Origin of the sequence: Caulobacter zeae, from assembly GCF_002858925.1 — a bacterium.
GTDB lineage: Bacteria > Pseudomonadota > Alphaproteobacteria > Caulobacterales > Caulobacteraceae > Caulobacter > Caulobacter zeae.
The window spans coordinates 196348-209557 of sequence record NZ_PJRS01000010.1 but is presented as its reverse complement, the minus strand read 5'-3'; the positions used below and the strand labels follow the sequence as shown (position 1 = coordinate 209557).

The following is a 13210-nucleotide window of genomic DNA, read 5'->3' as shown; positions in this document are numbered from 1 at the left end:
CCTCGTTGCCGGACGGCCGGCGGCTCGCTAGGCCTTGCTTCGCGAACGGCGCCGGGGCTGCGCGAACGGGACGGCATGGACAGCGGCATGGACAGCGGGATGGACAGCTGGACGGACAGGGCGGGCGGAAACCTCGCCGCGCGGCGGTGGGCGATAGACCTCGCCATGCTGGTGGCGATCGGCTTGGTGATGGGGTTCCTCGGGCCCTTCGCCTCGGAGCGCGCGCCCGTGGTGCAGCGCTATGTCTACTGGATGATCTGCATGGTCGGCGGCGGGCTGATCGGCATCGGCGTGGACGCCGGGCTCCGCCGGCTCGTGCCCGCGACCTGGCCGCGGGTGATCGTGGTCTCGGTGCTGATGACGCCGCTGGTGTCGCTGTTCGTGCTGACGACCGAGCACCTGGTCATGGGCGGCGCGGTCAAGCCGCACGGCTATGTGCGCCTGCTGTGGCAGGTGTGGCCGATCTCGCTGGCGGTGATGGTGGTGCGGGCCCTGGCCTGGCGGCGGGCGGCGCCGAGGATCGAGACGCGGACGGTCATCGCCGCGCCCCTGCCCGAGGCCGAGGCGGTCTTCCGCCGGCGTCTGTCGGCCAAGCGCCGGACGGCGCGGCTGATCGCGGTCGAGGCGCACGACCACTACCTGAAGGTGCACACCGACGCCGGCGTCGAGATGATCACCCTGCGCTTCAGCGAGGCCCTGGAAGAGCTGGCGCAGGCGCACGGCTGGCGCGTCCACCGCTCGTGGTGGATTGCGGCCGAGGCGGTCGAGGCGGTGCGCTGGCGGCGCGGGGCGGGCGAGGCCAGCCTCGCCGGCGGCCTCGTCGCACCTGTCAGCCGCACCCACGCGCCGGTGCTGAAGGAAGCAGGCTGGTTTTAGGCCCGCCTCACGCCAGGACGGGCATCTTCTCCAGCAGCTTGTCCAGGGTCACCGGGTACTCGCGCACCCGCACGCCGGTGGCGTTGTAGATGGCGTTGGCCACCGCCGCGCCGACGCCGCAGATGCCCAGTTCGCCCACGCCCTTGGCCTTCATCGGCGACGACATCGGGTCGGTCTCGTCCAGGAAGATCACCTCCTGGTGCGGGATATCGGCATGCACCGGCACCTCGTAGCCCGCCAGGTCGTGGTTGACGAAGAAGCCGATACGCTTGTCGACGACCAACTCCTCCATCAGGGCCGCGCCGGCGCCCATGACCATCGCGCCGATCACCTGGCTGCGGGCCGATTTCGGATTGAGGATCCGGCCCGCCGCGCAGACGGCCAGCATCCGGCGGATGCGGATCTCGGCGGTGTCGGCGTCGACGCCGACCTCGACGAAGTGGGCGCCGAAGGTCGACTGCTGGTGGGTCTTGGTGAGGTCGCCGTACTCCATGAAGTCCTCGGCGGTGACCGGGCCCGAGGCGGCGGCCTGTTCCAGCGGCAGGCTCTGATTGCCTACCTTCACCCGGCCGTCGGCGAACTGCGCCTGGGCGGCATCCAGGCCCAGCTTGCCGGCCACGGCCTCGCGCAGCTTCACGCAGGCCGCGTAGACCCCGGCGGTGGAGCTGTTGGCGCCCCACTGGCCGCCGGAACCGGCCGAGACCGGGAACGACGAGTCGCCCAGACGGACGTTCACGCGGGTCAGCGGCACGCCCATCATCTCGGCCGCGGTCTGGGCGATGATGGTGTAGCTCCCGGTGCCGATGTCGGTCATGTCGGTCTCGACGGTGACGACGCCGCTGGTCTCCAGCCGCACGCGGGCGGCCGACTTCATGACGAGGTTGTTGCGGAAGGCCGCCGCAACGCCCATGCCGACCAGCCAGCGGCCGTCGCGCACCTGGCCGGGCTTGGCCCGGCGGCTCCAGCCGAACTTGTCGGCGCCGGTGCGCAGGCACTCGTTCAGCCGCCGCTGCGAGAACGGCCGGCTGGGCTTTTCCGGATCGACCTGGGTGTCGTTGAGCACCCGGAACTCGACGGGGTCGATCCCCAGCTTCTCGGCCAGCTCGTCGACCGCCACCTCCAGCGCCATCAGTCCGGGCGCCTCGCCGGGCGCGCGCATGGCGTTGCCCTCCGGCAGGTCCAGCACCGCCAGCCGGGTTTTGGTCATGCGGTTCTCGCCCGCATAGAGCAGGCGGGTCTGCTGCACGGCCGTCTCCGGCCCGCCGCCGGGCAGGTCGCCCGACCAGCTCTCGTGGCCGATGGCGGTGATCTTGCCGGCGCGGTCGGTCCCGATGCGGATGCGCTGGATGGTCGCCGGCCGGTGGGTGGTGTTGTTGAACATGAAGGGCCGGGTCAGGGCCACCTTCACCGGCCGTCCCGCCGCCTTGGCGCCGAGGGCCGCCAGGATCGCGTCGGCCCGCACGAACAGCTTGCCGCCGAAGCCGCCGCCGATGAACGGCGACATCAGCCGCACGTTCTCGCGCGGGACGCCCAGGGTCTTGGCGACGTCGCCGGCGCCCCAGGCGATCATCTGGTTCGAGGTCCACAGGCTCAGCTTGTCGCCCTTCCAGGCGGCGATGCTGGCGTGTGGCTCCATCATCGCATGGCCTTGGTCGGGGGTGGTGTAGGTCTCGTCCAGCTTCACCGGCGCGGCGGCGAAGGCGGCCTCGAAGTCGCCGACCGCGCTGTCGGGGCCGCCGTCCTTGGGCTTGGTCGCCCCGTCCTTGGCCGAGGCCAGGTCGAAGGTCCCCTTGGCGCGCTCGTAGTCCACCTTCACCAGGCCGGCGGCGGCGCGGGCCTGTTCGAAGGTCTCGGCCACGACGATGGCGACGGCCTGGTGGTAGTGCTGGATCTCGGGTCCGCCCAGCAGCATGGCGGTGTTGAAGTCGCCCTTGGCCAGCTTGCCGGCCTCGGCGGCGGTGACGATCGCCAGCACCCCCGGCGCGGCCTTGGCGCGCGAGAGGTCCATCGACGTGATGCGGCCCTTGGCGATCGCCGCCCCGACCACGTAGCCGTAGGCGATGTCGGGGATCGCGTCGTGGCGCTCATAGGCGTAGGGCGCGCGGCCGGTGGTCTTCAGCGGCCCGTCGATGCGGTCGAGCGGCTTGCCGATCACCTTCAGCTGGTCGATCGGATTGGTGGTGGCTGGGGTGTCGAACTTCATGGCCTCAACCCCTCGCTTCGGTGACGGCCGCGCCGATGGCGCGCTCGGCCAGGGTCAGCTTGAACGCGTTCTGGGTGGTGGTGCGGGCGCCGGCTAGCAGGCCCTCGGAGACGGCTTTCGCGCCGCGCGGCAATGAGCTTTCCGCCGCCTCCACCCGCCAGGGCTTGTGGGCGACGCCGCCCAGGGCGATGCGGCCGCCGCCGTCCTTGTGGATCACGCTGGCCACCGAGACGAGCGCGAAGGCGTAGGAGGCCCGGTCGCGCACCTTGCGATAGGCGTGAACCCCGCCGATGGGCTTGGGCAGGGTGACCGCAGTGATCAGTTCGCCGCGCGCCAGGGCCGTCTCGACATGGGGCGTCTGCCCCGGCAGGCGGTGGAACTCGGCGATCGGGATGGAGCGCTCGGTCCCGTCCGGGGTCACGGTCTCGACGGCGGCGTCCAGCACCCGCAGGGCCACGGCCATGTCGCTGGGGTGGGTGGCGATGCAGGCCTCGCTGGCGCCCAGCACCGCGAGACTGCGGGTGAAGCCGCCGATCGCCGCGCAACCCGCGCCGGGGGTGCGCTTATTGCAGGGCATGTTGGTGTCGTAGAAATACGGGCACCGGGTGCGCTGCAGCAGGTTGCCGGCGGTGGTGGCCTTGTTGCGCAACTGGCCCGAAGCGCCGGCCAGCAGGGCCCGCGACAGCACGCCATAGTCCTTGCGCACCCGCTTGTCGGCGGCCAGGTCGGTGTTGCGCACCAGGGCCCCGATGCGCAGGCCGCCGTCCTTGGTGGGCGTGATCTCGTCCAGCTTCAGGTCATTGACGTCCACCAGGCGCGCGGGCGTCTCGATCTCCAGCTTCATCAGGTCGAGCAGGTTGGTGCCGCCGGCGATGAAGCGGGCGGTCGGGTCGGCGGCGACGGCCGCGGCTGCTTCGCGCGGGCTTTTGGCGCGCTCGTAGGTGAAGGCCCTCATGCCCCTTTACCCAGGATAGGGCCTCCGGCGACTTCGGCCACGGCCGCGACGATGTTGGAATAGGCCCCGCAGCGGCAGATGTTGCCGCTCATGCGCTCGCGCAGCTCGTCTTCGCTGAACTGGACCTTGGCGTTGAGGTCGGCGGTGACGTGGCTGGGCACGCCGGCCTTGATCTCGTCGAGCACCGCCTTTGCCGAGCAGATCTGGCCCGGCGTGCAGTAGCCGCACTGGTAGCCGTCATGCCTGACGAAGGCCGCCTGCAGCGGGTGCAGCTTTTCAGGGCTGCCCAGGCCCTCGATGGTGGTGACTTCGTCGCCCTCGTGCATCACCGCCAGCGACAGGCAGGAATTGATCCGCCGGCCGTCGACGATGACCGTGCAGGCGCCGCACTGGCCGTGGTCGCAACCCTTCTTGCTGCCGGTCAGCTTCAGGTGCTCGCGCAGGGCGTCCAGCAGGGTGGTGCGGGTGTCCAGCTCCAGGGTCTGGCGCTGGCCGTTGACCGTGAAGGACACCTTCATCAGCGAAGGCCCTGGTTCGACGGGCGCGGCGCCGGCCGCGCCCGGGGCGGCCGCAACGCCCACCGCGGCGCCGGTCGCCATCACTTCGCGCCTGGAAAGCTGAAGGTCTTCGAGTATCGCCATCCCATCCTCCGGTCCTCCACGCGCCAAGGGGCCGCGATCTAAGCGGCTGGGCGCGCGGGCGGTTTCGTCGCGGGTGTCGGCCCAGCGAAAGAGGCGAAGCGTAACAGCGGCGGGGACGGCGCATTAGCCGCCTGGCGGTGCATGGGGTGTTGAGCCCTGCTCAACAATCCAGATCGGGTTTCGCGCGTTGCGGCGGACGCCTCGGAGCGATCGGAGCGATCGGAGCGATCGCGGCGTTGTCCTGGCGAACCAGATGGAGATCGCATGGACCTCGACACCAAGCCCGACATTCACCCAGACCAGCAGCCCAAGCCGGTCAGGCGCAAGCACGTCAAGGCGCTGGCCGTGATCGCCATCATCATCGCCGTGCTGGCCGTGGCGATGTTCGTCGGCTTCAACACGTTCTATGCGGTGGAGGCGACCTAGGGCCCTTACGCCTCGCCCTTGCTCCCGCCTGAGCGCTGGAAGAGCTGCAACGTGCGCAGCATCGACAGGCGGGCGCTGTCGGCGTGATGGCCGCTGGGGGCGACGAAGGCGTGGCCGGCGTCGTACTGGAAGATCGGCAGGTCGGGATGGGCCGCCACGATGGCCGCCACGTCGGCCGGGGGGATCATCTCGTCGGTCTTGCCGAAGTGCAGGATGGTCGGGACCTTCGGCGTCTCGTCGCGATAGCGCACGATGTCACCGCCATAGAAGCACGAGACCGCCGTAAGGCCGTGGGCGCGAGTGGCGGAGAGCCAGGCGGTGGTGCCGCCGAAGCAGAAGCCCAGGACGAACACCGGCCCCTCCAGCGCGTCGATGGCGGCCTGGACGCGCGGAACGCTGGCCGCGCCCCAGCCGGCCTGCTCGCCCAGCGCCATGCGCTGGTCGAGGGTCGCAGGATCGGTGTTGTGCTCGGGCCAGGGCGCGTCGGCGCTGTCCAGCAGGTCGGGGGCGATCACCTCGTAGCCGTGCTCGGCCAGGCTTTCGCTGAACTCGCGGATGTGCGGGGTGATCCCCCAGATGGCGTGCAGCACGACGAGGCCGCCGCGCCGGGCCTCGCCCGGCCGGACGTGGAAGGCCGACAGCGGGCCGCCTTCGCGGTCGCACAGGGCGATGCGGGTTCCGGCGGCGCTCATGCGGGGGCGCCTTCCAGGGAAGCGGCGATTTCCTCGAACAGGGCCACGGTGCGTTCGCGCGCCAGCTCGGCGTCGGCCAGATCGCTGTCGGGGCGGCCGTCGTTGTTGAAGCCGTGGCCGCTGGCTTCGTAGACATGGACCGGCACATCGGGGTGCGTCGTCCAGATGGCGGCCTTGGTCGCCTCGGCGTCGATGTGGGCGTCCTGGGCGCCGAGGTGGACGATCACCGGACAGTGCAGCGGCAGGGCGGCGTTGGCCCGCACCTGGCTGCCGTAATAGCTGGAGCCCGCCGCCAGGCCTTCCAGCTTCGAGGCCGCCAGCCACACCAGCGAGCCGCCCATGCAGTAGCCGACGGCGAACACCGGGCCCTTGTCCTTCAGGGCGTCAATGCAGGCCTGGATGTCCGACAGCATGGCCGGCATGCCCACCTTGCCGACGGCGGCGACGCCGTTCTGGAAGCCTTCCGGGTCGTGTTCGGCGACATAGCCGGGGGTGACGCGGTCGAACAGCGACGGCGCGATGGCCTCGTAGCCGCGCGCGGCCCAGCGCGCGAGGTCGGCCTGCACGTACTGGTCCAGGCCGAAGATCTCTTGGATCACCACCACCCCGCCCTTGCGCGGACCTTCGGGTTGCACGCCGAGGGCCGAGAATTCGAAGCCATCGATGGCGGAGGTCAGGGTCAGGGTCTGCGACATGGGATCTCCGGCGTCTTCGAGGCGCCTTGGTCAGGCGCGCGCATCCAGAACCGCGCCGCCCTTCCGGTCAAGGCGCGCCGTCGTCGAACTCCAACAGCCGGACGTGCGGGGCCAGGGCGCGGATCATGTCCGGCAGGTCTTCGCCTGCCCGGCCACGTTCAGCGGATGGCCCACGCCGCCTTTGGCGAGCGGTCGGTGAACAGGTGCGGCGCGCGGCGATGAATAGCGCTCCGCAGCGCCTCGCGGATCTTGGGCGCCAGGCCCCCGCCGCCCAGCGAGATCGAATAGGTCCGCACGAGCCGGTCGCCGGCGTAGAGGCTCATGCGGTGGGCGGCCTTCTCGACAACGATGCGGTCCACCGAGCCCCCGACGGCCGGCGGCTGGGCCGCCGTCGCGCCGCAGCCGGCCAGGGCCAGGACCGCGAGGGCGGCGAGAACGGGGCGCATATGAAGACCTCCCCGCCTTAGTCCGTCGCGCCCAGCCTTTCGCGCAGCATCCTGACCACGTCCTCCTTGCCGAGCGGCGGCGACAGCATGGTTTCGCCCGGGGCCATGCCCGAGATCAGCCGCACCGTGGCGGGGCCGTCGATCGTCACGTCGGAGATCTCGATGCGATAGGCGCCGAGGATCAGTTCGCCCTTGCCGTCCTCGATTTCGACGATCTGGGCGTCGCCGTCGAAAAGGGCGTCGCGGCTGGCGCCGGCGACGACCTGGAACTCGACCACGCCGTTGCGCAGCTTGCCGTCGGGCGAGATCCTGCCCTGCACCGGGCCGCCATAGCGCAGGCCCAGCAGTTCGGTGAACGGCGCGGTCGCTCCGGACTTGGTGTAGGGCGCCGGCGCCAGGAGCTTCTCGGGGCGCCCCGGCTCGGTGATCTGGAAGACGCTGCCGGGACGCAGGCTGTCGGCGTAGGCCCGGGTCAGGGTCTCGAAGCGTCCGTCGTCGTCCTTGTCGGCGAAGCAATAGACGTCGCCCGCCGCCGGCTTCTGGCGACGGCAGTAGATGGTGCGGCCGTCGATCACGGCCGGCCACAGCGCCTCGCCGGCGGCGCCCAGGCGGGGCTTTTCGTCGGGCGTCTTGGTCAGGGTCACGCCGGGCGCGGGCCGCACCACCTGTACGCCGATCACGGTGCGCTGGTCGACCGAGCGGGCGGCGAGCGGCTCGAGGGCCTGCTCGACCACCAGCCGCGACTGCGGCGGCGCCTTGTCGAGCATGGGCGTCAGGCTCTGCTGCACGCTGGGGGGCAGGTCGTCCCAGGTCTTGGGAAGCTGGAACCGGATCGGCGCCGCCGGCGTGGGCCGGTTGGCCGGCGCGATCTTCAGCGGCTCGCGCTGGACCGGGGGAATGGCCAGCGGCGGGGCGGCTGGCTTGGCCTGCTGGGCGGTGGCGGGCAGAGCGGTCAGGCCGGCGGAGGCGAGGCCTGCGGCGACCAGCAGGATGGCGGGGATCGAGCGGCTCATCGGTACACGTAGGTGGTCGTGGTGGTGATCGACAGCGTCACGCGGTCGACCTGCGGAGGGATGGTCTCGAGAACGCGGTAGAGCAAGTCGCCTTCGGGGGTCAGTCCCAGCACTTCGATGCGCGAGCCGCGGACCGTGATGCTGGCCGGCTTGTCCTCACCTTGCAGCGGGCGCGTGGCACCGCCGTTGCGGATGGGCTGAAAGCCCAAGGGGCTCTCGAAGGCCGGCTGGACGGTCACCGTGCCGGGCTTGGTCGGCTCGCCCTCCTTGGCCCGTGGGGCCTGGGCGTTCCAGATCAGGCCGAAGTCGACCGAGGGCCCTTCGGCATAGGGCGTGCGCTCGTAGGCGACCGAGGTCTCCAGCGGCTTGGGCGCGCCCAGGGTGAACACGAACAGGGCCACGTTCATGAACGGCGAGCCCGACGGCCGCACCTGGTCGAAGTCGCCATCGGCGTCGACGTCCTCGAAGCACGAGAAGGCGGCGCTGGACCACCAGCGCTTGCCCTCGGACACAGCGCAGTAGGCGAAGCCGCCTTGCGAGGGCACGCCGAACATCTTGGCGCCGACGGGGAAGACGGTGGCCTTCTTGCCGCTGCCCAGGGTCGCCTGGGCGGTCAGGCGCGCGGCGCGCGGCGCGACGGCCTGTTGCACGAGAAGCGGCTCGCCCTTCTTGGCGACCTGCACGCCCTCGGGCGCGGTCGCCGGCAGGATGACGTAGCTGGCTGACTGGGTGCGGGTCTGGGCGGCGGCCTGGCCGCCGACGGCGGCGAGGGCCGCCAGCAGGGCGCCGCCAACCCAAGCGGCGCGCCCGAACGATACTGATTTCACGCTAAGCCAAGCTCCCCCGAACAATTGCGGTGAAGCTTGGCTGAAACGCGAACTATTTCAAGTCCGCAATCAAACGTTGAAGCGGAAGTGCATCACGTCGCCGTCCTTGACGACGTACTCCTTGCCTTCCGAACGCATCTTGCCGGCTTCCTTGGCGCCCGCCTCGCCGTTCAGCTTGACGTAGTCCTCGTAGGCGATGGTCTCGGCGCGGATGAAGCCCTTCTCGAAGTCGGTGTGGATCACGCCGGCCGCCTGCGGGCCGGTGGCGCCCACGGGGATCGTCCAGGCGCGGGCTTCCTTGGGGCCGACCGTGAAGTAGGTCTGCAGGCCCAGCAGCTTGTAGGCCTCGCGGATCAGGCGGTTCAGGCCCGGTTCTTCCAGGCCCAGGGTCTCGAGGAACTCGGTGCGCTCGGCTTCGTCCAGCAGGGCGATCTCGCTCTCGATCTGGGCCGAGATGACCACGCTCTTGGCGTTGTCGGTCTTGGCGCGCTCGGCCACCAGGTCGGAGAACTTGTTGCCCTTGTCGGCGCTGGCTTCGTCGACGTTGCAGACGTAGAGGGCCGGCAGCGAGGTCAGGAGCTGCAGCATGGCCCAGGCCTTGGCGTCTTCCTTGTCGATCGTCGCGGCGCGGGCCGGACGGCCGGCGCGCAGCTGTTCGAGCGCCAGGTTGATCAGGCGCAGGGTGGCGATCATTTCCTTGTCGCCGCCGCTCTTGGCGCGCTTCTCGACGTTGGGCAGGCGCTTTTCCAGGCTTTCCAGGTCGGCCAGCATCAGCTCCATCTCGATGATCTCGAGATCGGCGATCGGGTCGATGCGGCCTTCCACGTGGGTGATGTCGCCGTCCTCGAAGCAGCGGGCCACGAAGGCCACGGCGTCGCAGTCGCGGATGTTGGCCAGGAACTGGTTGCCCAGGCCCTCACCCTTCGACGCGCCGCGCACCAGGCCGGCGACGTCGACGAAGTTGATGCGGGCCGGGATGATTTCCTTGGAGCCGGCGATGGCGGCCAGGGCGTTCAGGCGCGCTTCCGGCACGGCCACGTCGCCGGTGTTCGGCTCGATGGTGCAGAACGGATAGTTGGCGGCCTGGGCCGACGCCGTCTGGGTCAGGGCGTTGAACAGGGTGGACTTGCCGACGTTGGGCAGGCCGACGATGGCGACTTTCAGGGCCATGGAACTCTCGTGAATTTCGTTGGGCGGGCGCTTAGCACGGATCGCGCCGGAAGTCCGCCCTCACCACATCGGATCGACGTCCGCGCCCTTCAGGGCCTCGGCGACGCGCTGGCGGGTGGCGTCGGTGACGTCGTCGGGCAGGGCGTCGGGGTGGAACCAGCCGATCTCGTGGATCTCGCCCTGCTGCGCCGCCTCGCACGGCTCCCAGGCGTGGACGCGGTAGAAGAGGACGTGGTCGCCGGGATGGCGCGGCTCGTTGCTGTGCACCGACAGCAGGGTGGGGCGGCCGATGACGCGCACGCCGGCCTCTTCCTGCATCTCGCGGACCAGCGAGGTCTCGGCGACCTCGCCGCGCTCGACCCCGCCGCCAGGCAGGTACCAGCCGGGGACATAGGTGTGCTGGATCATCAGCACGCGGCCTTCCGCGTCGGTGACCAGGCCGCGCACGCCCAGCGTCAGGCCGCGGGTCATGCGGAACCAGGCATAGATGAAGGGACGGGTGTAGGGTTCGACTTTACGGCGCCAGAGCATGGCGTGCAGGCTAGGCTGTTTCGGCGGCGAGGGGCAGGCCTTGCTCCACCGAACATTGGCCGCTAAAGCCGGAGGCGAGGAAACAACAACCAAGCCGGAGCGGCGCCAACATGCTCGCGATCCTGATCATCGCCATCTTCCTGGGCGTCATCGTCGGCCTGAACGCCTTCGAGTTCGGCCGCATCGACTGATCCAGTCCGCGCGGCGGTTCCCCGCCGCGCTCGCTCTCCCTAATCCCGCACCCGCGCCATCAGCCGCCGGCCTCCGGCGCGCATCAGGAAGCGGGTCTCGGCATTAGCCGGGATGCGGGGGTCGTCCCACAGCGCCAGCTGCAGCCAGGCCTCGACGCGCAGGCGGCGGGTGAGGCCGCGCGCCGTCTCGAAGGCGTCGCCCAGATCGCGCACGGCCCGGGCCTCGACGGCCTCGGCCACCGCCTCGCCGTCGGCCAGCATCGGGTCGGCCCCGGCCAGCACCCAGGCGCGCACGTCCTCGCGGGCCTCAAGCGACGGCGTCATCTCCTCGGCGAAGAACAGCGGCCAGTGGGCCAGCGGGCGACGGCCCTCGGCAAGGTCGCCGGCCGCCAGTTCCAGGGCGCGGCTCAGAAGCTGGTCGCGGGCCACCGGCGAATGGGCCAGGTCCTCGGCGTGCAGCGACAGGCGGGTGGCGGCCTCGCGCGGCGTGGCGCCGGACGAGGCCTGTTCCACATGGTCGGCCGCAGATAGCAGGGCGGCCGCGGCGGCGGTGCTCAGGCCGTGGCCGGGGCTGGGGCAGGGGCCCGGCGCGTCGTCAGCCGTCATTGCGCACCGCCAGCACCTTGATCGAGCGGACCCGGCCGCCGGCTTCCGCCCACGAGAACCGCTGGCCGGGCTTGAGGCCCAGCAGCGCGGCCCCGATCGGGGCGGTGACCGACACCCGGTGCTCGTCGATGCTGGCCTCGTGCGGCAAGGCCAGGCGGATGGTGCGCATCCGGTCGCGGTCCAGGTCGTGATAGTCGACCTCCGAGCCCAGCCGCACGCGGTTGGCGGCCAGGGCGCCCTCGACCACGGCGGCGCGCTCGAGCTCGACGGCCAGCAGGGCCTGGCCCGGCGCGGCGCTGGCATGGGCCACCAGGGCGGCGAGGGCGTCGTAGTCCTCGGCGCAGACGGTGATCGGCGGACGCGGATCGCGTTTGGAGTCAAATGGGGGGACAGGCGGGGAGGCGGGCATCGAAGCGCTCCTGGCGTTTGGCCATGTGGCATGGCGCGGCGTCGCAGCCCTCGGCCGCGCGCCGTAGTAATGCGGGTATGCGCGCAAGTTTTCTGGACCTCGACCGGTTATGTGTCGAAGTCTTGCGCAACGCTGTTGTCGATGTGATTTTCGTCCCGAGCCCGGCGCAGGCGCGTCGATAGGGGCTCGGGACTAGGCTCCTGCGATGAGGTGGCCCGCCCTATGCTGCTCGCGATTGAAGAATTCGATGCGATACATGGTGGCGGCATCATAGGTCAGGCAGCGCTGCTGTCAAATCAGGCAGGTGGCGGCAATCGCTGTTCGCGCGACGTGGGTCGCCGAAGCGCCCGGCGGCGGCTAAACCGGGGCGTGGTCCTTCGCGCCCGGAGAGTCGCTTCCATGTTCCGTCGTCTGTCGGCCGCCCTTGTCGCCGCCGCCCTGCTGGCCGGTCCCGCCCTGGCCCAGGACCCCAATGCGCCGCCGCCGACCGAGGCCCACTACGCCACCGCCCGGGCGATGATCGCCGATCGCCAGAAGATCGTGACGCCGAACGGGATCCAACTGCTGGAACAGGTGAACCTGAACGGCTTGCCGCAGTGGGTGTCGATCCGTGGGGCCGACAAGGCCAATCCGGTGATCATCTATGTCCACGGCGGCCCGGGTGCGACCGAGATGGGCCGGTCCTGGCCCTACCAGCAGGGCTGGGAGGACTATTTCACCGTCGTCCAGTGGGACCAGCCGGGCGCGGGCAAGACCCTGCGCTCGGCCGGCGAAGCGGCCAACCGCGCCCACCTGTCGCGGGCCCAGATGACCAGGGACCTCCTGGCCCTGATCGACGACGTCCGGACCCGTGTCGGCGCGCGCAAGGTGATCCTGCTCGGCCACTCGTGGGGCAACGTCATCGCGCTCGACGCGGCCATGGCCCGGCCGGACCTGGTGGCTGCCTATGTCGGCGTCGGCCCGCTGTTATCCCTGCGCGCCAACGAGGCGGCCCAGTATGAAGCCCTGCTGAAGATCGCCGCCGAGCGCAAGGACGAGGCGGCGCTGGCCGAGCTGAAGGCCCTGGCGCCCTATCCCGGCGACGGCGAGATCCCGTTCGCCAAGGTCAATGTCGTGCGCAAATGGGTGATGGCCTACGGGGGCCTCGCCGCCTATCGCGACAACGCCGACTTCTATTTCCGCGCCGCCCGCCTGTCGCCGCTCTACGACTACGCCGACCGCCTGGCCATCGACCAGGGCGGCCAGCTGTCGGTGCCGGCCCTGCTGCCCGACATGGCCGAGGTGGACCACACGAAGATCGCGGCGACGAAGTTCCCGGTCTTCATGTTCCTGGGCCGCCACGACATCACCACGCCCTCGTCGGTGATCGAGCCGTGGCTGACGCGGCTGAAAGCCTCGAAGAAAGAGCTCGTCTGGTTCGAGCACTCCGCCCACCTGCCGCCGCACGAAGAGCCAGGCAAGTTCCTGGTCGAACTGGTCGAAGAGGTGCGCCCGCTGGCGGTGGAGAAGCTGGCGAAGTAGGAAGGCTG

15 protein-coding genes are annotated in these 13210 nt (G+C 70.5%); 3 read left to right on the top strand and 12 right to left on the bottom strand.

Features of this window, described 5'->3' with window-relative positions; translation table 11 throughout:
* Positions 1-87: 87 nt before the first annotated feature.
* Positions 88-876 carry a LytTR family DNA-binding domain-containing protein gene (locus SGCZBJ_RS04540; RefSeq protein WP_240621413.1) on the top strand — a complete coding sequence of 263 codons (789 nt, stop codon included), beginning with the start codon at positions 88-90 and terminating at the stop codon, positions 874-876.
* 7 nt (positions 877-883) lie between these two features.
* Here SGCZBJ_RS04540 and paoC read toward each other — a convergent pair whose 3' ends face one another.
* From paoC to paoA, 3 genes are read right to left on the bottom strand one after another with little or no spacing between them, the layout of a single operon-like run.
* Positions 884-3079, bottom strand: a complete 2196-nt coding sequence (paoC, locus tag SGCZBJ_RS04535; RefSeq protein WP_101716829.1) for an aldehyde oxidoreductase molybdenum-binding subunit PaoC — start codon at positions 3077-3079, stop codon at positions 884-886.
* 4 nt (positions 3080-3083) lie between these two features.
* Positions 3084-4034 carry an FAD binding domain-containing protein gene (locus tag SGCZBJ_RS04530; RefSeq protein ID WP_101716828.1) on the bottom strand — a complete coding sequence of 317 codons (951 nt, stop codon included), beginning with the start codon at positions 4032-4034 and terminating at the stop codon, positions 3084-3086.
* Positions 4031-4675, bottom strand: a complete 645-nt coding sequence (paoA, locus tag SGCZBJ_RS04525) for an aldehyde dehydrogenase iron-sulfur subunit PaoA (RefSeq protein WP_101716827.1) — start codon at positions 4673-4675, stop codon at positions 4031-4033. The genes SGCZBJ_RS04530 and paoA overlap by 4 nt, the downstream gene beginning before the upstream one ends.
* Positions 4676-4939: 264 nt before the next feature.
* On the opposite strand from paoA, the gene SGCZBJ_RS25560 reads away from it, so the two are divergent.
* A complete protein-coding gene (locus SGCZBJ_RS25560) occupies positions 4940-5101 on the top strand; it encodes a hypothetical protein (RefSeq protein ID WP_165799238.1) in 162 nt (53 codons plus the stop codon).
* 5 nt (positions 5102-5106) lie between these two features.
* Here SGCZBJ_RS25560 and SGCZBJ_RS04520 read toward each other — a convergent pair whose 3' ends face one another.
* The 9 genes from SGCZBJ_RS04520 to SGCZBJ_RS04480 all read right to left on the bottom strand — a co-directional run bounded on the left by SGCZBJ_RS04520 (position 5107) and on the right by SGCZBJ_RS04480 (position 11681).
* Positions 5107-5793 (bottom strand): dienelactone hydrolase family protein, encoded by a 687-nt coding sequence (locus SGCZBJ_RS04520; RefSeq protein ID WP_101716826.1) that lies wholly within the window; start codon positions 5791-5793, stop codon positions 5107-5109.
* Positions 5790-6488, bottom strand: coding sequence for a dienelactone hydrolase family protein (locus SGCZBJ_RS04515; RefSeq protein WP_101716825.1), 699 nt, complete (start codon positions 6486-6488; stop codon positions 5790-5792). Before SGCZBJ_RS04515 ends, SGCZBJ_RS04520 begins: the two co-directional genes overlap by 4 nt.
* Before the next feature lie 158 nt (positions 6489-6646).
* Positions 6647-6934: a L,D-transpeptidase gene (locus SGCZBJ_RS04510; RefSeq protein WP_101716824.1), complete on the bottom strand. Its 288-nt coding sequence runs from the start codon at positions 6932-6934 to the stop codon at positions 6647-6649.
* 17 nt (positions 6935-6951) lie between these two features.
* The gene (locus SGCZBJ_RS04505; RefSeq protein WP_101716823.1) at positions 6952-7947 is read right to left on the bottom strand and encodes a hypothetical protein; all 996 of its coding nucleotides are present in this window, start codon (positions 7945-7947) and stop codon (positions 6952-6954) included.
* Positions 7944-8774, bottom strand: coding sequence for a hypothetical protein (locus SGCZBJ_RS04500; RefSeq protein WP_101716822.1), 831 nt, complete (start codon positions 8772-8774; stop codon positions 7944-7946). Before SGCZBJ_RS04500 ends, SGCZBJ_RS04505 begins: the two co-directional genes overlap by 4 nt.
* Before the next feature lie 69 nt (positions 8775-8843).
* Positions 8844-9944, bottom strand: coding sequence for a redox-regulated ATPase YchF (ychF, locus tag SGCZBJ_RS04495; RefSeq protein WP_101716821.1), 1101 nt, complete (start codon positions 9942-9944; stop codon positions 8844-8846).
* Positions 9945-10004: 60 nt separating this feature from the next.
* Positions 10005-10475: an NUDIX domain-containing protein gene (locus SGCZBJ_RS04490; protein ID WP_101716820.1), complete on the bottom strand. Its 471-nt coding sequence runs from the start codon at positions 10473-10475 to the stop codon at positions 10005-10007.
* Between the two features lie 230 nt (positions 10476-10705).
* A complete protein-coding gene (locus tag SGCZBJ_RS04485) occupies positions 10706-11272 on the bottom strand; it encodes a hypothetical protein (RefSeq protein WP_101716819.1) in 567 nt (188 codons plus the stop codon).
* Complete coding sequence (locus SGCZBJ_RS04480; protein WP_101716818.1) at positions 11262-11681, bottom strand: GreA/GreB family elongation factor; 420 nt, start codon at positions 11679-11681, stop codon at positions 11262-11264. The genes SGCZBJ_RS04485 and SGCZBJ_RS04480 overlap by 11 nt, the downstream gene beginning before the upstream one ends.
* Before the next feature lie 399 nt (positions 11682-12080).
* Here SGCZBJ_RS04480 and SGCZBJ_RS04475 point away from each other — a divergent pair, with 399 nt between their 5' ends.
* Entirely contained in the window at positions 12081-13202 is a 1122-nt protein-coding gene (locus SGCZBJ_RS04475) for an alpha/beta fold hydrolase (RefSeq protein ID WP_165799237.1), read from the top strand.
* Positions 13203-13210 lie beyond the last annotated feature (8 nt).